We start from the raw sequence: 25,552 nt of genomic DNA, 5'->3' as shown, positions 1-25,552 counted from the left end.
TTGTTTTTGATGGCCATTCAATTTTTCAGTCCACGATGCTGCTGCGACAATCCAGCCTAAGAAACACAGAGGAATGAACATGTTGATCGATGCAGATGAAAGCCAATTGGTGCTGGTGGATTTCCAGGCGCGACTCAAGCCTGCGATGCTGGACGCCGATGCGGTCTGGGCCAACGCCGCGCGTCTGGCCACCTTGGCCCAGGCACTGGACGTGCCCACCTGGGGCACCGAGCAAAACCCATCGCGCTTGGGCGAGATGCCCCCGGAAATTCGCAGTCACTGCCGTCAGGTGTTGGCCAAGATGCAGTTCAGCGCCGTCGAAGAAGGCTTGGGCGAGTGGCTGCAGCCCGAACCCGTGCAGGCCCCGCGCGGCAATGCCCGCAGCTTGCCGCGCCACCTGCAAAAGCCTCAGCCGGGGGCTGAGCCGCGCAAGACCATCGTATTGGCCGGTTGTGAGGCGCACATTTGTTTGATGCAGACCGCGCTCGATCTGCTGGAAGACGAGTTTGAGGTGTGGGTGGTGACCGATGCCTGCAGCTCACGCACCGAGCGCAACCGCGATGCCGCCTATGATCGACTGGCAGGTGCTGGAGCCGAGTTGGTGACCGCCGAGATGGTGGCGTTTGAGTGGATTCGCACGGCCGAGCACCCCGACTTCAAGTTGCTGCAAAGCTTGTTCAAGTGATCTTTTGACCCGGGGCTTGGCCCCGGATTTCACCGCCCATGAATGGGGCGAAGAGCTGTCCGGCACGGGACAGAGTCAGCTTGTTGCAAGTCCCTTGCTCATAATTATGAATTCAGAAGAGGCGGGCACCCGATGGGTGACCCCAATGCCTTTTTCTTCATGTTGGGACATCAGGAGACTTTTCATGGGCAACTTTGCTGACTTTCACGCGCGCTCGATCAATGACCGCGACGCATTCTGGGCCGAGCAGGCCAAACTGGTGGACTGGAAAGTCCAGCCCCAGCAAATCTGTGATTACAGCAACCCACCCTTTGCCAAGTGGTTTGTGGGTGGCGAAACCAACCTGTGCCACAACGCGGTGGACCGCCATTTGGCCGAGCGGGCCGACCAGCCCGCTTTGATCTTTGTGTCCACCGAGACCGATCAGGAAAAAACCTACACCTACCGTGAGTTGCACGCCGAAGTGCAGCGCATGGCGGCCATCTTGCAAGACCTGGGCGTGGTCAAGGGCGACCGCGTGCTGATTTACATGCCCATGATCGCCGAGGCTGCTTTTGCCATGCTCGCCTGCGTGCGTTTGGGCGCGATCCACTCGGTGGTGTTTGGTGGTTTTGCCTCGCACTCGCTGGCCACCCGCATCGAAGACGCCTCGCCCAAAGTCATCATCAGTGCCGACGCCGGCTCGCGTGGCGGCAAGGGCGTGCCTTACAAACCGCTGCTCGACGAAGCCATCAAGCTCTCGGCTCACAAACCCGCCAACGTGGTCATGGTCGACCGCAAGTTGGCCCCATTCACCCCTGTGGTCGGCCGCGATGTGGATTACGCCACCGAGCGAGCCAAGCACATGGATGCGGTCGTGCCGTGTGTGTGGGTCGAATCCACTCACCCCAGCTACACGCTCTACACCTCAGGCACCACCGGCAAACCCAAGGGCGTGCAGCGCGACACCGGGGGCTACACCGTGGCCTTGGCTGCCAGCATCCCCAACATCTTTGAAGGCAAGCCGGGCGGCACCTTTTTCTGCACCAGCGACATCGGCTGGGTGGTGGGCCACAGCTACATCATCTATGGCCCGTTGATCGGCGGTATGGCCACCATCATGTACGAAGGCCTGCCGATTCGCCCCGATGGCGGCATCTGGTGGAGCTTGGTCGAAAAGTACAAAGTCCAAGTGATGTTCAGCGCCCCCACGGCCATCCGTGTGCTCAAAAAACAAGACCCCGCGCTGCTGACCAAATACGACCTGTCCAGCTTGCAAGCCTTGTTCTTGGCCGGTGAGCCACTGGACGAGCCGACCGCCAAGTGGATTTCTGAAGGCTTGAACGGCAAGGCCATCATCGACAACTACTGGCAGACCGAGACTGGCTGGCCGATTTTGAGCATTTGCAATGGCGTGGAAAAAGCGGCCAGCAAGTTCGGCTCGCCCGGTAAGGCGATTTATGGTTACAACGTCAAACTGGTCGACGACCAAACGGGCGAAGAGCTCACCGGCGCCAACCAGAAGGGCGTATTGACCATCGAGGGCCCTTTGCCACCCGGCAACCTGCAGACCATCTGGGGCGACGACGAGCGTTTTGTCAAGACCTATTGGAAGACTGTCCCGGGCAAGTTGGTCTACAGCACCTTCGACTGGGCGGTGCGTGACGAGGACGGTTATTACTTCATCTTGGGCCGCACCGACGACGTGATCAACGTCGCAGGCCACCGTCTGGGCACCCGCGAGATCGAGGAAAGCATCTCCAGCCACCCCAATGTGGCCGAAGTCGCGGTGGTTGGTGTGGCCGACCAGCTCAAAGGGCAGGTGGCTATGGCGTTTGCCATTGCCAAAGACACCTCGGGCCTGGCGGACGCGGCGGCACGCCTGAAGCTCGAAGGCGAAGTCATGAAGGTGGTGGACAGCCAACTCGGCGCAGTGGCCCGTCCATCGCGTGTGTTCTTTGTCTCGGCTCTGCCCAAGACGCGCAGCGGCAAGTTGCTGCGTCGTGCCATCCAGGCCGTGGCCGAAGGGCGCGATCCGGGTGACCTGACCACCATGGACGATCCAGGTGCTTTGCAGCAGATCGTGGATCTGATCAAAGGCTGATGTTTGGGGACCCCGCTTTGTCGGGGTCTTTTTTTAGCCCAAATACCTTCTCCCCATTTTTGTTTCATGTGACTGTAAGTTTGGTATCGGATAAGGCGTGGCACAATGCGGGCTGTACTCAGGCCCTTCCTTTGCCACAGTCGCATCCGCCAACCGGTTCAGCCGTGTCGCGGAAGGTAAATCTCAACCAACTAATGTTTCCCAGAGGGAAACGGAGGTCAGCGAAATATGAGCGAGACTAATTCCGTCTACGCTGCCTACCAAGGCAACACTCACTTGTTCGGCGGTAACGCCCCGTACGTCGAAGAGATGTACGAAAACTACCTGGCCAACCCCGGTAGCGTCCCAGACTCCTGGCGCGACTATTTCGACGCACTTCAGCACGTCCCCGCAGTCGACGGCACCAACGCCAAAGACGTCCCCCATCTGCCCGTCATCAATGCTTTTGCCGAACGCGCCAAGTCCGGCGGCACCAAAGTTGTCATGGCCAGTGCCGATGTTGAAATGGGCCGCAAGCGCACCGCCGTTCAACAGCTGATCGCCGCTTACCGCAACGTGGGCCAACGCTGGGCTGATCTGGACCCCTTGAAGCGCACCGAGCGCCCCAATATTCCTGACCTCGACCCCGCTTTCTTCGGCTTCACCGATGCCGATCATGAAATCGTGTTCGACACCAGCAACACCTTCTTCGGCAAAAACCGCATGTCTTTGCGCGAGTTGCTCAATGCGCTGCGAGAGACCTATTGCGGCACGATCGGGGTCGAGTACATGTACACCACCGAGCAGGCTGAAAAGCGCTGGTGGCAGCAAAAGCTTGAAAGCATCCGCAGCAAGCCCAACTTCACGGCCGAGAAGAAAAAGCAGATCCTCGACCGCCTGACGGCTGCCGAAGGCCTGGAGCGCTACCTGCACACCAAATACGTGGGCCAAAAGCGCTTCTCCCTCGAAGGCGGGGAAAGCTTCATTGCCGCCATGGACGAGCTGATCCAATCAGCAGGTGCCCAGGGCGTGCAGGAAGTTGTGATCGGCATGGCCCACCGTGGCCGCCTGAACGTGCTGGTCAACACCATGGGCAAGTTGCCAGCGGACCTGTTTGCCGAGTTTGACCACACTGCCCCGGAAGACTTGCCTGCCGGTGACGTGAAGTACCACCAGGGTTTCAGCTCTGATGTGAGCACGGCCGGTGGCCCTGTGCACTTGTCGCTGGCGTTTAACCCCTCGCACCTCGAAATCGTGAACCCCGTGGTCGAAGGCTCGGTGCGTGCCCGCATGGACCGCCGCGATGACCCATTGGGCAAGCAAGTGCTGCCCGTGCTGGTGCATGGCGACGCCGCGTTTGGTGGCCAAGGTGTCAACCAGGAAACCTTTGCACTGGCGCAAACCCGTGGTTATTCCACAGGCGGTACGGTGCACATCATCATCAATAACCAAATCGGTTTCACGACGTCTGACCCGCGCGACATGCGTTCGAGCGTGTTTTGCACCGACATCGTCAAGATGGTTGAAGCTCCTGTGCTGCACGTCAACGGCGACGATCCAGAGGCCGTCGTCATGGCTGCACAACTCGCTTTGGAATACCGCATGACCTTCTGCAAGGATGTGGTGCTGGACGTGGTGTGCTTCCGCAAACTGGGTCACAACGAGCAGGACACCCCCGCTTTGACCCAGCCGCTGATGTACAAAAAGATCGCGGCCCACCCTGGCACGCGCAAACTGTTTGCCGACAAACTGGCCGCTCAAGGCTTGGGTGACACATTGGGCGAGGAGATGGCCAAGGCCTACCGGGCCGCCCTGGACGCAGGCAAGAACACGACCGAGCCTGTGCTGACCAATTTCAAGACCAAGTTCACCGTGGACTGGTCGCCCTTCCTGGGCAAGAAGTGGACCGATGCCGGTGACACCGCCATCCCCTTGGCCGAGTGGAAGCGTGTGGCCGAGAAAATCTCGACCATTCCTGAATCTGTCTCACCACACCAGCTGGTCAAAAAGGTGTACGACGACCGTGCGGCCATGGGCCGGGGCGAAATCCCGGTGGATTGGGGCATGGGCGAGCACATGGCTTTTGCCTCTTTGGTGGCCAGCGGCTATCCCGTGCGCCTGTCGGGCGAAGACTGCGGCCGTGGCACCTTCACACACCGCCATGCAGTGATCCACGACCAAAAGCGCGAAAAGTGGGATACCGGCACCTATGTGGCGCTGCAAAACGTCACCGAGAACCAGGCACCCTTCACCGTGATCGATTCGATCCTTTCTGAAGAAGCGGTGCTGGCGTTTGAATACGGCTACGCCTCGAACGATCCCAACACCTTGGTGATCTGGGAAGCGCAGTTTGGTGACTTTGCCAACGGCGCACAGGTGGTGATCGACCAGTTCATCGCGTCGGGTGAAGTCAAGTGGGGCCGTGTCAACGGCATCACCCTGATGCTGCCCCACGGCTACGAAGGCCAAGGCCCCGAGCACAGCTCGGCCCGCGTTGAGCGCTTCATGCAGTTGGCGGCCGACACCAACATGCAACTGGTTCAGCCGACCACCGCCAGCCAGATCTTCCATGTGTTGCGTCGCCAAATGGTGCGCAACCTGCGCAAGCCCTTGGTCATATTCACGCCCAAGTCGCTGCTGCGCAACAAAGACGCGACTTCGCCCGTGTCCGAGTTCACGCATGGCAGCTTCCAGACCGTGATCCCCGAGAACAAAACGCTCAAAGCCGACAAGGTCAAGCGCGTGGTGGCTTGCTCGGGCAAGGTGTACTACGACCTGGTCAAGCACCGCGAAGCCAAGGGTGCCGACGACGTGGCCATCATCCGTGTCGAGCAGCTCTATCCATTCCCGCACAAGGCGTTTGCGGCCGAGCTGAAAAAGTACCCCAATGCCACCGACATCGTGTGGTGCCAGGACGAGCCACAAAACCAGGGTGCCTGGTTCTTCATCCAGCACAACATCCACGAAAACATGCAAAGTGGCCAAAAGCTCGGTTATGCCGGTCGCGCCGCCTCCGCTTCTCCAGCGGTGGGTTACTCGCACCTGCACCAGGACCAGCAAAAGGCGCTGATTGAGGCGGCTTTTGCCAAACTCAAAGGCTTCGTGCTGACCAAGTGAAGTGGCTCCTGGCGCTGAGTGTTCAGCGCCAGACCCTTCACCCACATCCTCCCGTACACCTTCCTAACGTACAACGCATAACGGAAAAATCATGGCAATCGTAGAAGTCAAAGTTCCCCAACTGTCCGAGTCCGTGGCCGAGGCCACCATGCTGCAGTGGAAAAAGAAAGTCGGCGACACCGTGGCCGCCGACGAGATCCTGATCGAGATCGAAACCGACAAGGTCGTCCTTGAAGTGCCCGCGCCCGCCGCTGGTGTGCTGTCTGAAATCATCCAGGGCGACGGTGCCACCGTGGCCGCCGAGCAACTGATCGCCCGCATCGACACCGACGGCAAAGTTGCCGCTGCCGCCCCGGCAGCCGCTGCAGCGCCAGCCGCCGCTGCGCCTGCGCCTGTTGCCGCAGCGCCAGCTGCTGCCACAGGTGGCAGCATGGCCGGTGTGGCCATGCCCGCCGCCGCCAAACTCATGGCCGACAACAGCTTGGCTGCAGGTTCTGTGGCAGGTTCTGGCAAAGACGGTCGTGTGACCAAGGGTGATGTATTGGCCGCTGTGGCCGGTGGCGTCAAGTCCACCGCCGCCGTGATCCCGACCGGCGTGCCCACCAAGGCCTTGCCTCAGGTGTCTGGCCCTGCTGTGGATTTGGGCGAGCGCCCAGAGCAGCGCGTGCCCATGACCCGTCTGCGTGCCCGCGTGGCCGAGCGTTTGCTGCAATCGCAATCGACCAACGCCATCTTGACCACCTTCAACGAAATCAACATGGCCCCGGTCATGGAGATGCGCAAGCGCATGCAAGAGCGTTTCGAGAAGGAACATGGCTGCAAGTTGGGCTTCATGAGCTTCTTCGTCAAAGCCGCTGTGCACGCCCTGAAGAAATTCCCGGTCTTGAATGCTTCGGTCGACGGCAACGACATCGTCTATCACGGCTATTTCGATATCGGTATTGCCGTGGGTTCGCCCCGTGGCTTGGTGGTGCCCATCTTGCGCAACGCCGACCAGATGAGCTTTGCCGACATCGAGAAAAAGATCGCCGAATTCGGCGTCAAGGCCCGTGACGGCAAGCTGGGCATGGAAGAGATGACCGGTGGCACCTTTTCGATCTCTAACGGTGGCACTTTCGGCTCGATGATGTCCACCCCGATCATCAACCCACCCCAGTCCGCTATTTTGGGCGTGCACGCGACCAAAGACCGCGCCATGGTGGAAAACGGCCAAGTCGTGGTTCGCCCCATGAACTACTTCGCCATGTCGTATGACCACCGCATCATCGACGGCCGCGAAGCCGTTCTGGGCCTGGTGGCCATGAAGGAAGCGCTGGAAGACCCAGCCCGCCTTTTGTTCGACATCTAAATCCCCTTGTTTTGAATGCCCCCTGCCCAGGGGGCGTTTTTCATCCAGAAGACATATCCCATGAGCAAACAATTCGACGTCGTTGTCATCGGCGGTGGCCCCGGTGGCTACATCGCAGCCATTCGCGCTGCCCAACTCGGTTTCCAGGTCGCCTGTATCGACGAGTGGAAAAACGCAGCCGGTGGCCCAGCGCCTGGCGGCACCTGCACCAACGTGGGTTGCATCCCCTCCAAGGCTTTGTTGCAGTCCAGCGAGCACTTTGACCACGCCAACCACCACTTCGCCGAGCACGGCATCAGCGCCACGGGCGTGAAGATGGACGTGGCCAAAATGATCGCCCGCAAAGACACCGTGGTGAAGCAAAACAACGACGGCATCTTGTACTTGCTCAAGAAAAACAAGGTCACGTTTTTCCATGGTCGCGGCAGCTTTGCTGGCAAGGCTGAAGGCGGCTACACGATCCATGTGGCGGGCAAGACCGAAGAGGACATCACCGCCAAACAAGTCATCATCGCCACCGGCTCCAATGCCCGCGCTTTGCCTGGCACACCGTTTGACGAAGTCAATGTGTTGTCCAACGACGGCGCTTTGCGCGTGGGTGCAGTGCCCAAGAAGTTGGCCTTGATTGGTTCTGGCGTGATTGGCCTGGAAATGGGTTCGGTCTGGCGTCGTCTGGGCTCGGAGGTCACCATTTTGGAAGGTCTGCCCACATTCCTCGGCGCTGTGGACGAGCAAATCGCCAAGGAAGCCAAGAAAGCTTTTGACAAGCAGGGCCTCAAGATCGAGCTCGGCGTGAAAGTCGGCGAGATCGTCAACGGCAAGAAGGGCGTCACGGTCAACTACACCAACGCCAAAGGCGAAGCCGTGAAGCTGGACGCCGACAAGCTGATCATCTCGATCGGTCGCGTGCCCAACACCATCGGCTTGAACACCGAAGCGGTGGGCCTGCAGTTGGACGAGCGCGGCGCGGTGGTCGTGGACGCCGACTGCAAAACCAACTTGCCTGGTGTCTGGGCAGTGGGTGACGTGGTGCGTGGCCCGATGCTGGCGCACAAAGCCGAAGAAGAGGGCGTTGCCGTGGCTGAGCGCATTGCTGGCCAACACGGTCATGTCAACTTCAACACCATCCCTTGGGTCATTTACACCAGCCCAGAGATCGCTTGGGTCGGCCGCACCGAGCAGCAGCTCAAAGCCGACGGCGTGGCCTACAAGGCGGGTTCGTTCCCGTTCCTGGCCAACGGCCGTGCCCGCGCCCTGGGCGACACGACCGGCATGGTGAAGATGCTGGCCGATGCCGTCACCGATGAAATCCTGGGCGTGCACATCGTGGGTCCACAAGCGTCCGAGCTGATCGCCGAAGCCGTCGTGGCCATGGAGTTCCGCGCCAGCGCGGAAGACATTGCACGCATTTGCCACGCGCACCCTTCCTTGAGCGAGTCCACCAAAGAGGCCGCTTTGGCGGTGGACAAGCGCAGCCTGAACTTCTAAGACCTTGACGCGCCCGGCACTGCAGCGCTGGGTGAGTTGGGTTAAAGTTCTGCATCCCTGAAAACCCGGGCCTGGTCCCGGGTTTTGTTATTGAATTGAAGAGCAAGCCACCCATGTCCGTTCGTGAAGTTTACGAAGAAGAACTCCAAAAACGGGGCTACCAAAGCGACCCCGCGCAGTTGCGGGCCATCGAGGCACTGGAGCGCTGCGCCACCGAGTGGGCGGCTTACAAGTCCAAGCGATCTGGCCTTTTGGGCAAATTCTTCAGCCGCCCCGAGATCCCCAAGGGGGTTTACATGTTTGGCGGAGTGGGGCGCGGCAAGAGCTTTTTGATGGACTGCTTTTTTGCGGCCGTGCCGATCGAGCGCAAAACCCGTTTGCACTTTCATGAGTTCATGCGCGAAGTACACCGCGAACTCACGGTGATCCAAGGCACCGTCAACCCGCTAGACGAATTAGGCAAACGCATGGCCAAGCGTTACCAGTTGATTTGCTTTGACGAGTTCCATGTGGCCGACATCACCGACGCGATGATCTTGCACCGCTTGCTTGTGGCGCTGTTCGACAACGGTGTGGGCTTTGTCACCACCTCCAACTTCGAGCCCGATGGCCTTTACCCCGACGGCCTGCACCGCGACCGTATATTGCCTGCCATCGCATTGCTCAACCAGCGCATGCAGGTGCTCAATGTGGACAACGGCACCGATTACCGCCGCCGCACGCTGGAGATGGTCAAGCTCTACCACTCGCCTTTGGGCGAGCAGGCCGATGCCGAGATGAACGACGCCTTCAACCGCTTGGCCACGGGGCCGGACGAAGACCCGGTGCTGCACATCGAAGCGCGAGAGATCACCGCCCAACGCCGTGCCGGTGATGTGGTCTGGTTTGACTTTCGCGCCATTTGCGGCGGTCCACGTTCGCAAAACGACTACCTTGAAATTGCCACGCAGTACCACACGGTGCTGCTGAGCAATGTGCCGCACATGCCCGTGAGCATGGCGTCTGAGGCGCGGCGTTTCACCTGGTTGATCGATGTGTTGTATGACCGCCGGGTCAAGCTCATCATGTCGGCCGCGGTGCCGCCCGAAGGGCTGTACACCTCGGGCCCCATGTCTCACGAGTTTCCGCGCACCGTCTCGCGCCTGCACGAGATGCAGTCCAGCGAGTTCTTGGCGTTGGAGCACCGCACTGTGGACACGCACCTCACATGACACGCCGACCTGTACGCGGATGGTGTGGCTTGGTGCTGGGCCTCTTGACACTCTGTGCAGCCCAGGCGCAATCGGCCCAAGAACCATCCAAACTTCTGGCCCTTGCAGCTGGTGTGCCGTTCACCGCACCATCGTCAGCCCCAGCGCAGAATCTACCCCAGTCCAACGCGCAGTCAGCATCCAACCCCGACGCGCTGCCCGAGACCATCACCCGTCAAAGACAAGCGCTGGCTTTGCAGCGAAGCGCCATCGAGCAGGCTGAAGCAACGCAGCAGGCGGTCTGTTGGCAAAAGTTCGCTGTCAATGCCTGTTTGACCGAGGCGCGCCGCGCCCGCCGACAGGCACTAGAACCCCTGCGCCAGCAAGAGCTGGCCCTGAACGCCCAAGAGCGCTTGTGGCGCACCGAGCAGCGCGAGAGGCGGCTGCAAGGCAAGCAGTCTGATACCCGGGAGACGCCATGAGCACGGACAACTGCGCAGATGCTTCCCAAAGCGCTGCGATGGATCTGCGCTCGCCGCAGCGCCAGTTGATCGAGTGGCAAATCGAGCATGCCGACCTGGATGCGCTGATTGACCAAGCGGCTGCAGCGCCAGGCCACCTGGATGAGTTGCGAATGCGCCGCATGAAAAAGCGCCGATTGGCTTTGCGTGACCAGATGGCCAGCCTTCAAGCGCAGTTGGCCCCCAAGGAGCCCGCTTGAATTTGCTTGACCAGCGGGTGGCCGAGACCCTGTCCGATCACGGAGTGTTGGCGCAGACGGTGCCTGGCTTTCAGCCCAGACAGGGCCAGACCGACATGGCCATGGCCGTCAGCCGCACGGTGCAAGACGGCGGCCAGTTGGTGGTGGAGGCGGGCACAGGCACGGGCAAAACCTATGCCTATCTGGTGCCGGTTTTGCTCAGCGGTCAGCGGGCGCTGGTGTCCACGGCCACCAAGGCGCTGCAAGACCAATTGTTTTCACGCGACATCCCGCGCCTGGTGGAGGTGCTGGGTCTGCCTATCCGTGTGGCTTTGCTCAAGGGGCGATCCAATTACCTGTGCCTGCACCGCATGGAGCAATCCCGCCACAGCCCCGAGTCGGCCCAGCCCGGTGCACAAAAAGCGCTGGCCAAAATCGAAACGTGGGCGCAATCCACACGCACGGGCGACATGGCCGAGCTGACGGGCCTGGACGAGCGCTCGTCCCTGTGGCCGCTGGTCACCTCCACCCGCGACAACTGCTTGGGCTCGACCTGCCCACGCTACCGCGCCTGCCACGTCAATCTGGCACGCAAAGAGGCCATGGCATCGGATGTGGTCGTCATCAACCACCATTTATTTTTTGCCGACCTGTCGGTGCGCGAGTCGGGCGTGGCCGAGTTGCTGCCCACGGTGCGCGTGACGGTGTTCGATGAGGCCCACCAGCTCAATGAGATTGGCGTCAATTTTCTGGGTCAGCAACTGTCCACCGTGCAGTTGCACGAGTTGGTGCGCGACGTTCTGGCCACGGGCTTGCAATTGGCGCGTGGCTTGGTCGATTGGCAAAGTTTGACGGGCCAATTGGAAAAAACTGCCCGCGACCTGCGCTTGGCGGCGGGCATGCACCGCGGCTCGGTGCGCTTGCGCTGGATCGGCCAGCAACCCGAGGGTGTGGAGCCCAGCGAATGGAACGCGGCTTTGCAGGCGGTGACCCAGGCCTTGGGCCATTTACAAAATGGCCTGGACATGGTCAGCGAGCTGGCTCCGGATTTTCAGCGTCTGGGTGATCGCACGCGCGAGTTGATGCAGCGCGCGGCCCTGTTTGCCGACACCCCGAACCCCGAAGGCGTGCGCTGGGCCGAGGTCAGTGCGCAGCTGCGCCTGATCGAGTCGCCGCTGGACATCGCTCAAGCCTTTTCTGCCTTGACTCGGCCCGTGTCGGTCGCGCCGGCCGGTGATGCCGAGTCTGGTGCAGCGCTCGGCCCCGATGTCGATCCCGATTCACTGGAGGCCTTGATGGCGGGTGACCCCCGACACGCAGCCGGCGAGTCGGCTGCATCTGGGCCTGTGTGCGGTGTCGGTCAGCGGGCCTGGATTTTCACCTCGGCCACCTTGGGCGACGAGCCGAGTTTGCGCTGGTTCACCGAGCCTTGTGGCCTGAGCACGGCCGAGGTCATGCAGGTCAACAGCCCCTTTGACTATGCCCAGCAAGCGGCGCTGTATGTGCCGCCGCACTTGCCGCGACCGGGTGACCCGGCCCACGCCAGCCAGGTGGCCGCTTTGGTGTTGGAGGCGCTGGCCACATTGGGTGGCAGAACCTTGGTGCTGACCACCACTTTGAACGCCATGCGCAGCATTGGCGAGCAACTGCAAGCGCAGTGCGAAGGCGGTGTGGAAGTGCTGGTTCAGGGTCAAAGCCCCAAGCGCCGTTTGATGGAGCGCTTTCGCGAAGGCGGTGGCCTTGGCGATGCACACGGCCGCACGGGTTGCGTGCTGGTGGCCTCGGCTTCGTTTTGGGAAGGGTTTGACGTGCCCGGAGATGCGCTGCAGTTGGTGGTCATCGACAAGTTGCCTTTTCCGCCGCCCGGTGACCCGTTGTTTGAGGCACGCAGCCAGCGCATCACGCAGCAGGGCAAGAGCGCATTTGCCGACCACGCTTTGCCCGAGGCGGCGGTGTCACTGAAACAAGGCGCAGGGCGATTGATTCGCAGCGAAACCGATCGCGGGATTTTGGTGGTCTGTGACAACCGTTTGAGCACGATGTCATATGGACGCCGTTTGGTGCGGGGTTTGCCCGCCATGCGCCGCCTGGAGGACCACGCGGCTTTTCTGCACGCGCTGCGTCAGCTCACCACAGACGCCAGCCACCCGAGCGCTTGACCTCTGCGCCATCGGTGAGCAAAAAGGGCGACTTCGGGAAGTTGGTCTGCAACACGCGCTTGGCATCGTTGCTCAGCGCCGTCATGCCCATGGCCTTGTAGGAGCTGACCAAAATCGCCAGCGCCTCTTCAAGGGCGGGCACGCCTTGGTAGTCGGCAATGGCCTGCTGCGCCCGGTTGATGGCGGCCACATGCGCGCCACGGCTGGCGTAGTAGCGCGCCACATGCACCTCGTAGGCAGCCAGCGAGTTGACGATGTGCGTCATACGCTGGCGCGCATCGGCGCTGTATTTGGAATCTGGAAAGCGTGTGGTCAGCTCGCGAAAGGACTCGTAGGAGTCTTTGGTCGCCTTTTGGTCGCGCTCGGACAGGTCTTGTCGCGTGATGAAAGAGAACAAGCCCAAGTTGTCGTTGAAGTTGACCAGACCTTTGAGGTAGATGGCGTAATCAATGGCGGGGCTGGTGGGGTGCAGGCGGATGAAGCGGTCCAAGGTGGCAACCGCTTGGATCTTGTCGCCGGTTTTGTACTGGGCAAAAGCCTTGTCGATTTGGGCTTGCTGAGCCAGCGCCGTGCCGGCTGCGCGGCCTTCGAGTTTTTCGTAGTAGCCAATGGCCTTGTCCCAAGCCCCAGCGTTCACTTCATCGCGCGCTTCGCTGTAGATTTTTTCAGGGGTCCAGCCCGCCGTCGGGTCATTGGGGGTGTTGGCGCAGCCGCTCAGAAGGAGTCCCGTGGCCAAAACCAGGCCGGCTGGAACCATCGATAATCTGAAGCTTTGCATCTGTGACACCTTGATTGTTGAACGCTTTGATTATATCGACCGACCCCGAAATGCCTGATCCCGGCGAGCTGACCGAGGATGCCGAGTCCGCGCTTGAAGCGTCGCAAGAAGAGGTGCGCCAAGCGGCGGTCCCTGTGGCCTTGCACGGCCAGCGGCTGGACAAGGTGTTGGCGCAGCTGGTGCCTGAGTTTTCCCGCAGTTATTTACAGCAACTCATCGAGCAAGGTGAGGCGCTGATCGATGGCCGCGTCACCACCAAGGTATCGGCCAAGGTGCGGCTGGGACACCAACTTCAAATCACCTTGCGGGCCACGCCGCAGTCACAAGCTTTTGTGCCCGAGGCCATGCCCATCAACGTGGTGTACGAAGACGAGCACCTGCGCGTGGTCCACAAACCGGCGGGTTTGGTGGTGCACCCGGCGCCGGGTAACTGGCGCGGCACGCTGCTCAATGGCTTGTTGGCGCTCGACCCCAAAGCCTTTGAGGTCCCCCGTGCGGGGATCGTGCACCGGCTGGACAAGGACACCAGCGGCCTGATGGTCGTGGCCCGCACGCGCCAGGCCATGGACGCACTGGTGGCTCAAATTGCGGCGCGGCAAGTGCACCGCCAATACCTGGCCTTGGGGCACAAAAACTGGACAAGCGCCTCACCGCGCACGATCGAAGCGGCCATTGGCCGTGACCCGACCAACCGCCTGCGCATGGCCGTGGTGGACCTGAGCCACCAACCGGGCAAAACGGCGGCCACCACCTTTGATTTGCGGGACCAAGGTGAGCGCTGCTGCCTGGTCCAGTGCACCTTGCACACCGGACGCACGCACCAAATTCGGGTCCACATGGCGCATTTGGGTCACCCCCTGTTGGGCGACGCGGTGTACGGTGGCGCCCCCTTGGGCGGCATGTCGCGCCAGGCCTTGCATGCTTGGCGGCTGGCCTTTGAGCATCCGATCACGGGACAGCGCATCGACCTGACATCGGCTTTGCCCGAGGACATGGCCCAGGCCATGCAAAATCTGGGCCTCAGTTACAATCTCAGCCCTTGAAGCGACTTGAGTGAGGCGCTGCCAGATCATCCATTTGGGGCCTGGTCGCTCACATCGCCTTCATTTCGACACGCCGTGAGGCGTTTTGCCACCACGCCGTGAGGCGTTTTTTTCCGAAAGACCGACACCATGAATACGGCGCAAGCCAAGCGTGTCCTGGAAACGGCCCTGCTGACGGCGGGCCAGCCATTGTCCTTGCGCGACTTGCGCGTGCTGTTTGACGATGTGCTCGGGGCAGATACCCTGCGGTTGATGCTGCAAGACCTCGAACTTGAATGGGCTGGCAAAGGCCTGGAGTTGACCCATGTGGCCAGTGGTTGGCGCTTTCAAAGCCGCCCTGAGCTGCGGGTTTATCTGGACCGCCTGCACCCTGAAAAGCCCCCCAAATACACCCGTGCTGTGCTGGAGACCCTGGCCATCATCGCTTACCGACAGCCAGTCACCCGAGGCGACATGGAAGACATCCGGGGCGTGACCATTGGCTCACAAATCATCAAGCAGCTGGAAGACCGAGGGTGGGTCGAAGTCATTGGCCACCGCGAAACCGTGGGCCGTCCCAGCTTGTTTGCCACCACCCGTCAGTTCCTGGACGATCTGGGTTTGTCCTCGTTGGACCAGTTGCCTTTGCTCTCCCAGGTCGATTCGCCCGTGTCGGCTCTGGCGGGCATGCTGGACGAATCGCCTGCTCAAGCCAGCCTCTCACTAGAAGAGGCCCTGGCCGACTCAGTCGAGTTCAGGTTGGCAGCCGAGCCCAGCACAGCCGCGATGACTCAAGACGTCGACATCACCCCCCACAACGATCTGGCCAGCGACCCGCTCGTTGCGCCATCCTCCGACGCCGATCTGCCTGACGCAGCCTCTGCCCACCCTGGCCGCGGCCAAGAAAACACCCCGACATGAACGATTCCTCCTCCAACGCACAGGGCCAGCGCACTGGCGTCTACGCCACCCGCAAGCCGGGTACAGCCTCTAGCTCGACGCCCACACCCTACAAAGCGATTGACCTGGCCGATGTGGTCTCTGGCCAGTTCGATGACGAGGACGCCGTCGAAGACGTGACACAAGACCTGGGCAAGCGCGTGCTTGCCCCCCAGTCCGACTCGCCCAAACTGCACAAGGTACTGGCTCAGGCCGGCATGGGCTCGCGCCTGGAGATGGAAAAACTCATCACCGAAGGTCGCATCGCCGTGAACAACGAGCCCGCCCACGTGGGCCAGCGCGTGCAGTATGGTGACCAGATCAAGGTCGACGGCAAACCGATCCGCATTCGCATCGACCCGCCGCCGGCTCGCGTGATTGCCTACCACAAGCCTGCAGGCGAAATCGTCAGCCACGATGACCCGCAAAACCGCCCCTCGGTGTTTCGCAAACTGCCACGCCTGCAAAACGGCAAATGGCAGTCGGTGGGGCGTTTGGACCTGAACACCGAAGGGCTGCTGCTGTTTACCAGCTCAGGCGAGCTGGCCAACCAACTCATGCACCCGCGTTTTGGTCTGGAGCGCGAGTACGCCGTGCGCGTCTTGGGGGCTTTGAGCAAGGATGAAAAGCAAAAATTGCTGGACGGCGTGATGCTCGACGACGGCCCAGCCCAGTTCGGCTCGATCGAGGACGGCGGCGGCGAAGGCTCCAATTGCTGGTACCGCGTCACCATCTCTGAAGGCCGCAACCGTGAGGTGCGCCGCATGATGGAAGCGGTGGGCCACGCAGTCAGCCGCCTGATCCGCATCCGCTACGGTGCGATGGTCCTCCCGCATGGCTTGCGCCGCGGTGCGTGGCTGGAGCTGGACGAAGCGGACATCCGCTCTTTGATGCGTGCAGCGGGAACGAGCGAGCGCCCCCGTCCGGTGAGCGACCTCCCCACACGCACCAACCGCAACGACCGACGTCCGCGCACGGGTGGACAGGGCAGGGCGGGGACAGCGGTGCCGCGTGCCAAGCCCGCAGCCAAACCCAACCAAGCGCCCGGAGGCTCAGGCCTCCACGCCAAATCCGATGCACCCAAAAGCGAGGCCAAGTACATTGGCGCTGAAAGTTTCAACCGTCTCAAAAACAAACCGGGTGGACCTGGTCGGGGTGGGCGCGGCGGCAGTGGCCGAAGTCGATGAGATTTCTCGCTTGACCCCGCTGTGCCAACGCCCCTTTGACCCTGCGTTGCAGAGGCCTTTTGCCTGCCCCGCTCAGGTTAGAATAGTGGGCTTTGCCGCAGGGCAAAAATGCTTTTACACACTTTCGTAACAGGAAATCTTATGGCCATCGAACGCACCCTCTCCATCATCAAGCCCGACGCCGTCGCCAAGAACGTTATCGGCCAGATCTACGCCCGTTTCGAAGCCGCTGGCCTCAAAGTGGTCGCAGCCAAGATGGCCCACCTCTCGCGCGGCGAAGCCGAGCAGTTCTATGGCGTGCACAAAGAGCGTCCTTTCTTCAAGGACTTGGTGGACTTCATGGTTTCCGGCCCCGTCATGATCCAGGCCCTGGAAGGCGAGAACGCCATCGCCAAAAACCGCGACCTGATGGGTGCGACCGATCCCAAGAAAGCCGCTGCTGGCACCATCCGCGCTGACTTCGCTGACAGCATCGACGCCAACGCCGTGCACGGCTCTGACGCTCCTGAAACCGCTGCCGCTGAAGTTGCATTCTTCTTCCCCGGCATGAACGTGTACGCACGCTGATCGCGTCGCGGACCGCACGCGCCCTTTAGCGCCCCGACCCCGCCCTGACCCTATGACGGCCAACCTTCTCGAATTCGACCTGGAAGGTCTGGCCGTTTTTTGCGAGGGTCTGGGTGAAAAGCGCTTTCGGGCCACCCAGTTGTTCCGCTGGATCCACCAGCGGGGCGCTGCGGATTTTGATCAAATGAGCGATCTGGCCAAGTCTTTGCGCCAAAAGCTCCAGTCTCATGCGCACGTCACGGCATTGCCCGTGATCACCCAACACATCTCAGCCGACGGCACCATCAAGTGGTTGTTTGATGTGGGCGATGGCAACGCCATCGAATCGGTGTTCATCCCCGAAGACGACCGGGGCACCTTGTGCATTTCCTCCCAAGCCGGTTGCGCTGTGGGATGTCGTTTTTGCTCCACCGGCCACCAAGGCTTCAGCCGCAACCTCACCACCGGTGAGATTCTTGCGCAGCTGTGGTTTGCCGAGCACTTTTTGCGCAAACACCTGAACACGCCAGACCGCGTCATTTCCAACGTGGTGATGATGGGCATGGGTGAGCCGCTGCAAAACTATTCGGCCTTGGTGCCCGCTTTGCGCGCCATGCTCGACGACCATGGTTATGGCCTCTCGCGCCGCCGCGTCACGGTGTCCACCTCGGGCGTGGTGCCCATGATCGAGCGCTTGTCCGGCGATTGTCCGGTGGCCTTGGCCGTGTCCTTGCACGCGCCTTTTGATGCGCTGCGCGACAACCTCGTGCCGCTCAACCGCAAATACCCGCTCGACGAACTCATGCAGGCTTGCATTGGCTACCTGGCCCACGCACCGCGTGACTTCATCACCTTTGAATACTGCATGCTCGATGGCGTGAACGACCAACCCGAGCACGCCAGCGCCCTGATTGATTTGGTGCAAAAACACGCCCGCCAGGGTCTGCGCTGCAAGTTCAACCTGATTCCCTTCAATCCTTTCCCGGCCTCCGGTTTACTGCGCTCACCACAGGGCCGAGTGCAGGCCTTTGCCAAGCAGTTGCAAGACGCGGGCTTGGTCACCACGGTGCGTAAAACCCGGGGTGACGACATCGATGCGGCCTGTGGCCAGTTGGCCGGTGATGTCAAAGACCGCACCCAGGTCCAATCGCGCATGGCCGAGCAGCGCACTGTTTCGCTGGTGCCCCTGTCTGCTGTGACTTATTCGGAGCCCCGTCATGACACCAAGCCTCAAAACTGAGTCCGCTTCAGAAGACGGCCTCGCTCAGCCCAAAGCTGCGTCCTTGACGGCTGGGCAGTTGTTGCGTGAGGCGCGCCAAAAAGCGGGCATGCACCTGGCGGTTTTGTCGGTGACCTTGAAGGTGCCCGTGCGCCAACTCGAGGCTTTGGAGGCCGATGAGCTTGACCTGGCCAAGGGCCCGGTTTTTTACCGTGGTTTGGCCTCCAGCGTGTGCCGCCACCTGCAAACTGACCCCACCCCAATTTTGGCGCTATTGCCGCACATGAGCACCCAGTTGCCGCCCCGGAGCAGCTCCATTCAACCTCTTGGGCCCCTAAACTCATTGCGTATTGGCGGCATGCCCTGGGCCCGCGTGGCATCTTCCAAAGTGTTTTGGGGTGCAGCTTTCATTGTGCTGTTGACGGGCGCATTTCTCTGGCTGCCTGCGCCGTCGCAGTGGGCTTGGTTGAATGACGTCAAGTCCTTGATGGCCGATGAGGTGGTCTCGCAAGAGGTCACTGAGACCATGGTGGTCACGCCTGCGCTGGTGTTTGATGAACCAGTGCCCTTGTTGGATGCCTCTGCCGCCGCCCCGTCATCGACTGCTGCTTCAGCTCCCACTCAGGTCACAGTCCCCGCTGCGGCATTGCCCCCAGTCCAGCCCACTCCAGTTGCGCAACCCGCGCCAAGCGCTGCCTTGGCCCCTTTGGGTTCTGGTCCCGAATGGGTTTTTTCTGCCACCAACGACAGCTGGCTGGAACTGCGCAACGCGCAAAAAGCTGTGGTTTGGAGCGGTGTGGTCAAGGCCGGTGAAAGTGCCCGCATTCAAAGCCCTTTGCCGGTCAGTGTGGTGGTGGGCCGTGCCCAAGCGGTCACCGCCACGCTGCGCGGTCAGCCTTTTGATCTCAAGCCCCACACCCAGGTGACCGTGGCCCGTTTTGAAGTGAAGGAGTGAACATGTCCGTACCCGACTTGCCCCTGAGCCCTGAGCCCATTGCCATTGCCCGTCCAGCATTGCGGCGCAGCCGCCAATCCAAAGTGGTCTGGGGTTCTCGCGTGGTCACCGTGGGCGGTGGCGCCCCGGTGCGTGTGCAGTCCATGACCAACACCGACACGGTCGATGTAATTGGCACCGCCATTCAGGTCAAGGAACTGGCGATTGCCGGCTCCGAGATGGTGCGCATCACCGTCAATACGCCAGAAGCCGCAGAGGCCGTGCCACACATCCGCGACCAGCTCGACAAGATGGGCATCGACGTGCCCCTGATTGGTGACTTCCATTACAACGGCCACCGCCTGCTGACCGATTACCCGGCATGTGCCGAGGCCCTGTCCAAATACCGCATCAACCCAGGCAATGTGGGCAAGGGCGACAAGCGCGATGTGCAATTTGGCCAAATGATCGAAGCGGCCATGCGTTGGAACAAAGCCATCCGCATCGGCGTCAATTGGGGCAGTTTGGACCAGGAGCTGTTGGCCGACCTGATGGACACCAACAGCCAGCGCGCCGCCCCTTGGGAAGCGCGTCAGGTCATGTTCGAGGCGCTGATCGCTTCGGCCATCTCTTCGGCCCAGCGCGCCGAGGCCATGGGCCTCAATGGGGACCAAATCGCCTTGTCATGCAAGGTGTCGGGCGTGCAGGACTTGATCTCGGTGTACCGCGAACTCGGTCGCCGCACCGACTATGCCTTGCACCTGGGCCTGACTGAAGCGGGCATGGGCACCAAGGGCACGGTGGCGTCGGCGGCGGCTTTGTCCGTGCTGCTGCAAGAGGGCATTGGCGACACCATCCGCGTCTCGCTCACGCCCCAGCCGGGCGAAGCCCGCACGCAAGAGGTGGTGATCGCCTCCGAAATTTTGCAGTCGCTGGGTTTGCGCATTTTTGTGCCCAGTGTGACGGCTTGCCCCGGTTGCGGCCGCACCACCAGCAGCACCTTCCAGGAGCTGGCCAAACAGATTGACGACTTCTTGCGCGCCCAAATGCCCGTCTGGCGCGTGCGCTACCCTGGGGTAGAAAACCTGAAGGTGGCGGTGATGGGCTGCATCGTGAACGGCCCCGGCGAAAGCAAGCATGCCGACATCGGCATCAGCCTGCCCGGCACAGGCGAAGCGCCTGCGGCCCCGGTCTTCATTGACGGTGAGAAGCGCCTGACTTTGCGCGGCGAGGGCATTGCGCAAGAGTTCCAGGTGCTGGTTGAAAACTACATTGAGAACCGTTTTGGTTCCGGATCTGCTGAGAAAAAATGAGCGAATCGGTGAAAGAAAACGCCCCCAAAATGGCCAAAGCCCAAAAGCTGGTCGGCGTCAAGGGCATGAACGATATCCTGCCGCCCGACTCGTCGCGTTGGGAATGGCTGGAATCACAAGTGCGGGCCTTGATGGCCCGCTATGCCTACCGCAACGTGCGCCTGCCCATCGTCGAACCCACAGCTTTGTTTGTGCGCGGTTTGGGCGAGGTGACCGACATCGTTGAAAAGGAGATGTACTCCTTTGAAGACCGCTTGAACGGTGAGCAACTGACTCTGCGCCCCGAAGGCACAGCCGGTTTGGTGCGCTCGGTGGTCGAGCACAACCTCCTGTACGAAGGCGGCAAGCGCCTGTATTACATGGGCCCCATGTTCCGCCACGAGCGCCCGCAGCGTGGACGCTACCGCCAGTTCCACCAGATTGGTGCCGAGGTGCTGGGTTTTGGCGGAGCTGAGGTCGATGCAGAGCTGATCTTGCTCGCCAATGACCTGTGGAAGGTGTTGGGCCTGAAAGATGTGCGACTGGAACTCAACAGCCTGGGCCAACCGGCCGAGCGACAGGCCCACCGCGCCGCGCTGATTACGCACCTCGAAAAGCACAGCGATGTGCTCGACGAAGAAGCCAAGCGCCGCCTGCACAGCAACCCGCTGCGCATTTTGGACACCAAAAACCCGGCCATGCAAAGCGTGGTCGAGGCTGCGCCCCGTTTGCTCGACTTTTTGGGTGAGGCTTCTTTGGCCCACTTTAATGCGGTCAAAGCCATCCTGGACGCCAATGGCATCGCCTACAGCATCAACCCGCGCTTGGTACGCGGCATGGATTACTACAACCTCACGGTGTTCGAATTCATCACCACCAGCCTGGGCTCGCAAGGCACCATTTGCGGTGGTGGCCGGTATGACTACCTGATTGAGCAAGTGGGCGGCAAACCCGCACCCGCTGTGGGATGGGCGCTGGGCGTTGAGCGCGTGCTCGAACTGATCAAAGAGCAGGGTGAGGCCTTGCCTGATCTGGCCCCCGATGTGTACGCCATCATCCCCGAGTCCACCGCCTTGCCGGTGGCCATGCAGGTGCTGCAATCCTTGCGTGCCTGTGGTGTTTCGGCCCAAATGCACGCGGGCAGTGGTGAAGGCATGGGCAGCATGAAATCTCAATTCAAAAAGGCCGATGCTTCAGGCGCGCGTTTTGCCTTGGTTTTTGGTGCCGAAGAACTGGCCCAAGGCCTGGTCGCGGTCAAATCGCTGCGCGACGGTGCAGGTGCCCAGCGGACAGAGACGCTTGGCACTGTGGCCCACTGGGCGCACAGCCTACAATCCGCGCTTTGATTCGCACAATCCTCACTCACACACACCATGGCCAAAGCCCTCGACCTTGAAGAACAAGAACAACTTGACCAGATCAAACATTTCTGGAAAAAGTACGGCAACCTGATTTCCTGGGTGCTGATTGTCGTTTTGGGCAGTTTCGCGTCCTTGAACGCCTACCAATATTGGCAACGCGACCAGGCCGCCAAGGCGGCTGTGTTGTTTGACGAGGTCGAGCGCGCTGCTACCGCCGGGGATGTGGCCCGTGTTGAGCGCAGTTTGGCCGATATGAAGGACAAGTTTGGCGGCACGCATTACGCGCACCAGGCTGCCTTGCTCGCAGCCAAGGCCTTGCAGGCCAAAGACAAGGCCGATGCGGCGCGTGCTGCCCTGAAGTGGGTGGCCGAGGGCGCGCCCGATCCAGCTTACCGCGACATTGCACGTTTGCGTCTGTCGGCTCTCTTGGTCGATGCGGGCTCCCACGACGAAGCGCTGACCCAGTTGAGCGCGCCTTTTACCCCCGCTATGGCTGGTTTAGCCGCCGATTTGCGTGGTGATGTCCTGTTGGCCAAAGGTCAAAAAGCCGAAGCCTTGAGTGCCTACCAAAGCGCCTGGCAGCAACTGGCCGACAGCCCGGATTACCGCCGCTTGGTCCAAGCCAAGCTCAATGCCTTAGGTCAGGATCCTCAATCGGACTCGGCCAATGCCACAGGAACTGCCAAGTGACTGCTTCTTTGACCTCTGCATGGACCCGTTGGTTGGCGATGGCCAGCTTGGGGCTTTTGTCGGCTTGCTCTAGCGCGCCAGACAAACCACAACCTTCTCCTTTACCCGCTGTGAGCGGCGCGTTCAAGCTGCAAAAAGCTTGGACCAACCAAATTGGGGAGGTCAGCGGCCCGATGATGGCTTCAGTGCATGGACAGCAAGTCGCAGTGGCCTCTAGCCTCGGCCAGTTGGCCCTGATCGATGCGGGCAGTGGACAAGATGTGTGGCGTCTGAATCTGGGTGCGCCCATTCAGGCGGGCGTTGGTGGTGATGGCCAGCGCTTTGCTGTGGTCACACGCAACAACGAACTGGTGGCTGTCGAGTCAGGCCGTGTGATTTGGCGCCAGCCTTTGCCCGCCTTGTCTTACACGCCCCCTTTGGTGGCCGGTGCCCGGGTGTTTGTCTTGACAGGCGACCGTGCCGTGAGTGCCTTTGATGGGGCCTCGGGCCAAAAACTCTGGACGCAGCAGCGTCCGGGTGACCCACTGGTCCTGCGCCAGGCCGGCTTGTTGATGCCTGTGGGCGACCAGTTGCTGGTCGGCTGGGGCGGCCGTCTGGCGTCATTGAACCCCTTAACGGGCAGTGTGCGATGGGAAACCCTGGTGGGCAGTACCCGCGGCACCAACGAAGTCGAGCGCTTGGTCGACGTGGTTGCCGGAGCCAGCCGTGTAGGCAATTCCGTGTGCGTGCGCGCGTTTCAAACGTCTGTGTCCTGTGTCGACGCCGCCAACGGCCGCTTGGCCTGGAGCCGCCCCGCCAATGGTCACCAAGGCCTGGACGGTGACGCCCAAACCCTGTGGGGCGTTGAGTCCGATGGCAAGCTGTTGGCTTGGCAGCGTACGTCGGGTGCACCGCTGTGGACCCAAGAAGCATTGCGTTTCCGTGGGCTGAGCTTGCCTTTGGCCTGGGGTCAAGCTCTGGTGGTGGGCGATCAAGAGGGCTGGGTGCATGCACTGTCGCCCCAAAATGGACAACCCTTGCAGCGCATAGGCACGGATGGCAGCGCCATCACTGGCCGACCTGTGGCCGTGGGGCAGACTTTGGTGGTGGTGACACGCACCGGGGGCGTCTTCGGATTTCGCCCTGAATGATGGATCGGAAAATTTTTAAGTGAAACCTGTACTGGCCCTCGTTGGCCGCCCCAATGTGGGCAAATCCACGCTGTTCAACCGCCTCACCAAGAGCCGGGATGCCATCGTGGCCGATTTTGCGGGCTTGACCCGGGACCGCCATTACGGCAACGGCAAACAAGGCCGTCAGGAATTCATCGTCATTGACACGGGCGGTTTCGAGCCCGATGCCAGCAGCGGCATCTACAAAGAGATGGCCAAGCAGACCCAGCAGGCTGTGGCCGAGGCCGATGTGGTCATTTTTGTGGTGGACGCCCGAGGCGGGCTGTCAGCGCAAGACCACGACATTGCCAAATATTTGCGCAAGATCGGTAAACCCTGTTTGCTGGTGGCCAACAAGGCCGAAGGCATGCTCGAAGGCATCCAGCTGACCGAGTTCTACGAACTGGGTTTGGGCGAGGTGATCGCCATCTCGGCAGCGCATGGTCAGGGCACCCGCGGCTTGGTCGAGTTGGCTTTTGAATCGCTGAATTTGCCCGACGAACCCGAAGAGACCGAAGAAGACCCCTCGGTCATCAAGTTGGCAGTGGCCGGTCGCCCCAACGTGGGCAAGTCCACCCTGATCAACACTTGGCTGGGCGAAGAGCGCCTGGTGGCCTTTGACATGCCGGGCACCACGCGGGACGCGATCAGCGTGCCGTTTGAACGCCAAGGTCAGAAATTCGAGCTGATTGATACGGCTGGTTTGCGCCGCAAAGGCAAAGTGTTTGAAGCCATTGAAAAGTTTTCGGTGGTCAAAACCCTGCAAGCCATCGAGTCGGCCAACGTGGTGTTGCTCTTGCTTGACGCCGAGCAGGGCGTGACCGATCAGGATGCGCACATCGCCGGTTACGCGCTCGAAAGTGGCCGCGCCATGGTGCTGGCGGTGAACAAATGGGACGCGGTAGACGAATACCAGCGCCAGTTGGTGCAGCGCTCGATTGAAAACCGTTTGCCGTTTCTGAGTTTTGCCAACATGCACTTCATCTCGGCTAAGAAACGCCAGGGTTTGGGGCCGGTCTGGAGTTCGATTGTGCAAGCCCACAAATCGGCCATGTGCAAGATGAGCACGCCGATTCTCACGCGCTTGCTGCTCGAAGCCGTGCAGTTTCAAAGTCCGCAGCGCGGGGGCATGTTCCGCCCCAAGATGCGTTATGCCCACCAAGGCGGCATGAACCCACCTGTGATCGTGATCCACGGCAATTCGTTGGAACACGTCACCGACACCTACAAACGCTTTTTGGAAGGGCGCTTTCGCAAGGCCTTCAACCTGTCCGGCACGCCGTTGCGAATTGAAATGAAAACTTCGACAAATCCTTTTGCTGACAAAGAATCCAGCTGAGATTTGTGGAATTCATTTTTCCCCTCGAGTCAGGCCCTGACCCTGTGGTAAGGTCAGGGCTTCAAAACTTCTGAACACGGAGAATATCGTGAGCAACAAAGGTCAACTTTTGCAAGACCCCTTCTTGAACGCACTGCGCCGCGAGCATGTGCCGGTTTCTATTTACCTGGTCAATGGCATCAAGCTGCAAGGCCAAATCGAATCCTTCGACCAGTATGTGGTCCTCCTTCGCAACACCGTCACGCAAATGGTTTACAAACACGCCATTTCGACCATCGTTCCTGGTCGTTCCGTGACTTTCAGCACCCCCGAAACGGGTGAAATCACCGCTTGATGCGGTGTTTG

At 60.8% G+C, this 25,552-nt stretch carries 22 protein-coding genes; 21 read left to right on the top strand and 1 reads right to left on the bottom strand.

Annotated elements, in window-relative coordinates:
• The first annotated feature begins 79 nt into the window (after positions 1–79).
• The 9 genes from B9Z50_RS07900 (at position 80) to B9Z50_RS07860 (ending at position 12,749) form a co-directional block, all read left to right on the top strand.
• A complete protein-coding gene (locus tag B9Z50_RS07900) occupies positions 80–685 on the top strand; it encodes an isochorismatase family protein (RefSeq protein WP_108363687.1) in 606 nt (201 codons plus the stop codon).
• 184 nt (positions 686–869) lie between these two features.
• A complete protein-coding gene (locus B9Z50_RS07895) occupies positions 870–2,768 on the top strand; it encodes a propionate--CoA ligase (protein WP_108363090.1) in 1,899 nt (632 codons plus the stop codon).
• A gap of 228 nt (positions 2,769–2,996) precedes the next feature.
• Positions 2,997–5,864: a 2-oxoglutarate dehydrogenase E1 component gene (locus B9Z50_RS07890; protein ID WP_108363089.1), complete on the top strand. Its 2,868-nt coding sequence runs from the start codon at positions 2,997–2,999 to the stop codon at positions 5,862–5,864.
• A gap of 91 nt (positions 5,865–5,955) precedes the next feature.
• Positions 5,956–7,212 (top strand): 2-oxoglutarate dehydrogenase complex dihydrolipoyllysine-residue succinyltransferase, encoded by a 1,257-nt coding sequence (odhB, locus tag B9Z50_RS07885; RefSeq protein WP_108363088.1) that lies wholly within the window; start codon positions 5,956–5,958, stop codon positions 7,210–7,212.
• A 60-nt stretch (positions 7,213–7,272) separates the two neighbouring features.
• On the top strand, positions 7,273–8,700 hold the full coding sequence (gene lpdA / locus B9Z50_RS07880) for a dihydrolipoyl dehydrogenase (protein ID WP_108363087.1): 1,428 nt from the start codon (positions 7,273–7,275) through the stop codon (positions 8,698–8,700).
• Between the two features lie 113 nt (positions 8,701–8,813).
• Positions 8,814–9,911 (top strand): cell division protein ZapE, encoded by a 1,098-nt coding sequence (zapE, locus tag B9Z50_RS07875; RefSeq protein WP_108363086.1) that lies wholly within the window; start codon positions 8,814–8,816, stop codon positions 9,909–9,911.
• Positions 9,908–10,372, top strand: a complete 465-nt coding sequence (locus B9Z50_RS07870) for a hypothetical protein (RefSeq protein ID WP_146183180.1) — start codon at positions 9,908–9,910, stop codon at positions 10,370–10,372. Before zapE ends, B9Z50_RS07870 begins: the two co-directional genes overlap by 4 nt.
• Positions 10,369–10,611: a DUF465 domain-containing protein gene (locus B9Z50_RS07865; RefSeq protein WP_370463061.1), complete on the top strand. Its 243-nt coding sequence runs from the start codon at positions 10,369–10,371 to the stop codon at positions 10,609–10,611. Before B9Z50_RS07870 ends, B9Z50_RS07865 begins: the two co-directional genes overlap by 4 nt.
• Positions 10,608–12,749 carry an ATP-dependent DNA helicase gene (locus tag B9Z50_RS07860; RefSeq protein ID WP_108363084.1) on the top strand — a complete coding sequence of 714 codons (2,142 nt, stop codon included), beginning with the start codon at positions 10,608–10,610 and terminating at the stop codon, positions 12,747–12,749. The genes B9Z50_RS07865 and B9Z50_RS07860 overlap by 4 nt, the downstream gene beginning before the upstream one ends.
• On the opposite strand, the gene B9Z50_RS07855 is transcribed toward B9Z50_RS07860, so the two are convergent.
• A complete protein-coding gene (locus B9Z50_RS07855; RefSeq protein WP_108363083.1) occupies positions 12,718–13,506 on the bottom strand; it encodes an outer membrane protein assembly factor BamD in 789 nt (262 codons plus the stop codon). The genes B9Z50_RS07860 and B9Z50_RS07855 overlap by 32 nt on opposite strands.
• Positions 13,507–13,577: 71 nt before the next feature.
• Here B9Z50_RS07855 and B9Z50_RS07850 point away from each other — a divergent pair, with 71 nt between their 5' ends.
• The 12 genes from B9Z50_RS07850 to hfq all read left to right on the top strand — a co-directional run bounded on the left by B9Z50_RS07850 (position 13,578) and on the right by hfq (position 25,541).
• A complete protein-coding gene (locus B9Z50_RS07850) occupies positions 13,578–14,570 on the top strand; it encodes an RluA family pseudouridine synthase (RefSeq protein ID WP_108363082.1) in 993 nt (330 codons plus the stop codon).
• 129 nt (positions 14,571–14,699) lie between these two features.
• A complete protein-coding gene (gene scpB, locus B9Z50_RS07845; RefSeq protein WP_108363081.1) occupies positions 14,700–15,470 on the top strand; it encodes an SMC-Scp complex subunit ScpB in 771 nt (256 codons plus the stop codon).
• Positions 15,467–16,675, top strand: a complete 1,209-nt coding sequence (locus B9Z50_RS07840; RefSeq protein WP_108363080.1) for a pseudouridine synthase — start codon at positions 15,467–15,469, stop codon at positions 16,673–16,675. Before scpB ends, B9Z50_RS07840 begins: the two co-directional genes overlap by 4 nt.
• 141 nt (positions 16,676–16,816) lie before the next feature.
• Positions 16,817–17,242: a nucleoside-diphosphate kinase gene (gene ndk / locus B9Z50_RS07835; protein WP_062404397.1), complete on the top strand. Its 426-nt coding sequence runs from the start codon at positions 16,817–16,819 to the stop codon at positions 17,240–17,242.
• A gap of 52 nt (positions 17,243–17,294) precedes the next feature.
• A complete protein-coding gene (gene rlmN / locus B9Z50_RS07830; RefSeq protein ID WP_108363079.1) occupies positions 17,295–18,461 on the top strand; it encodes a 23S rRNA (adenine(2503)-C(2))-methyltransferase RlmN in 1,167 nt (388 codons plus the stop codon).
• A complete protein-coding gene (locus tag B9Z50_RS07825) occupies positions 18,439–19,395 on the top strand; it encodes a helix-turn-helix domain-containing protein (protein ID WP_108363078.1) in 957 nt (318 codons plus the stop codon). The genes rlmN and B9Z50_RS07825 overlap by 23 nt, the downstream gene beginning before the upstream one ends.
• A 2-nt stretch (positions 19,396–19,397) precedes the next feature.
• Complete coding sequence (gene ispG / locus B9Z50_RS07820; RefSeq protein ID WP_108363077.1) at positions 19,398–20,687, top strand: flavodoxin-dependent (E)-4-hydroxy-3-methylbut-2-enyl-diphosphate synthase; 1,290 nt, start codon at positions 19,398–19,400, stop codon at positions 20,685–20,687.
• A gap of 29 nt (positions 20,688–20,716) precedes the next feature.
• Positions 20,717–22,012, top strand: a complete 1,296-nt coding sequence (gene hisS / locus B9Z50_RS07815) for a histidine--tRNA ligase (protein WP_108363683.1) — start codon at positions 20,717–20,719, stop codon at positions 22,010–22,012.
• Between the two features lie 27 nt (positions 22,013–22,039).
• Positions 22,040–22,717 (top strand): tetratricopeptide repeat protein, encoded by a 678-nt coding sequence (locus tag B9Z50_RS07810; protein WP_108363076.1) that lies wholly within the window; start codon positions 22,040–22,042, stop codon positions 22,715–22,717.
• Positions 22,718–22,755: 38 nt separating this feature from the next.
• Positions 22,756–23,847, top strand: coding sequence for an outer membrane protein assembly factor BamB (gene bamB, locus B9Z50_RS07805; RefSeq protein ID WP_108363075.1), 1,092 nt, complete (start codon positions 22,756–22,758; stop codon positions 23,845–23,847).
• A 19-nt stretch (positions 23,848–23,866) separates the two neighbouring features.
• Positions 23,867–25,207: a ribosome biogenesis GTPase Der gene (gene der / locus B9Z50_RS07800; RefSeq protein WP_108363074.1), complete on the top strand. Its 1,341-nt coding sequence runs from the start codon at positions 23,867–23,869 to the stop codon at positions 25,205–25,207.
• 70 nt (positions 25,208–25,277) lie between these two features.
• Positions 25,278–25,541 carry an RNA chaperone Hfq gene (hfq, locus tag B9Z50_RS07795; RefSeq protein WP_082431612.1) on the top strand — a complete coding sequence of 88 codons (264 nt, stop codon included), beginning with the start codon at positions 25,278–25,280 and terminating at the stop codon, positions 25,539–25,541.
• Positions 25,542–25,552: the final 11 nt, after the last annotated feature.

The sequence above is a fragment of the Limnohabitans sp. Bal53 genome (genome assembly GCF_003063355.1).
Classification (GTDB): Bacteria; Pseudomonadota; Gammaproteobacteria; order Burkholderiales; family Burkholderiaceae_C; genus Limnohabitans_A.
Note: the sequence above shows the minus strand (reverse complement) of the source record. Positions and strands in the feature narration are given on the sequence as shown.